1 tRNA gene is annotated in these 235 nt (G+C 50.2%); it reads right to left on the minus strand.

From position 1 onward, the window contains the following. Positions 1 to 15 precede the first annotated feature (15 nt). Positions 16 to 91 (minus strand) — tRNA-Ala (locus H4J65_RS00090). Positions 92 to 235 lie beyond the last annotated feature (144 nt).

Raw genomic sequence — 235 nt, forward strand, 5'->3', positions numbered from 1 at the left:
TCTTATACGAAGAAGTGGTGGAGCTAAGCAGGATCGAACTGCTGACCTCCTGCGTGCAAGGCAGGCGCTCTCCCAGCTGAGCTATAGCCCCGCAATGGGAAACACACTTTAGCTAAAACGAAACGCAGATTTACGTCAGTTGCAAGGCGGAAGGATGGATGTGTAGGTTTTCTACACGAGTATCATTCCAACGCAGCAAGTGGCGTAAATTGGTAGGTCTGGGCAGACTTGAACT

Source organism: Colwellia sp. MB02u-9, assembly GCF_014077085.1.
In the GTDB taxonomy this organism is placed as follows: Bacteria; Pseudomonadota; Gammaproteobacteria; order Enterobacterales; family Alteromonadaceae; genus Cognaticolwellia.